Here is a 242-nt window from a genome sequence, read left to right on the forward strand (position 1 = left end):
GATCAATAGACGCACGGTCGTAAGGCACGAAGCAGTTCGGCTTGCCGCGGCGAAGCCAATCCTCGAGTGCGGGCTCTGCCTGATCGAGCACTGCGTAGACCGGAGCCTCGATCATTACTTTGGCGATTTCCTTCTCGCGTTCGCCGATGCCGTTCGAAGGATGATTGCCATCGCTGTCGAGGATCGTCGTTCCGTCCTCGCGACAAGAGGATGCCAAGCGGAAAGACAGGCCCTTGTTGAGC

Annotated in this window: 1 pseudogene; it reads right to left on the reverse strand. The window is 58.7% G+C overall.

What is annotated here, in order from left to right:
- Positions 1 to 217 (reverse strand): annotated as a pseudogene (locus tag ACPYOJ_RS36435) (FAD-dependent oxidoreductase); the annotation flags it as partial.
- Positions 218 to 242: the final 25 nt, after the last annotated feature.

This window comes from Rhizobium sp. SVR5-9E, from assembly GCF_056755095.1.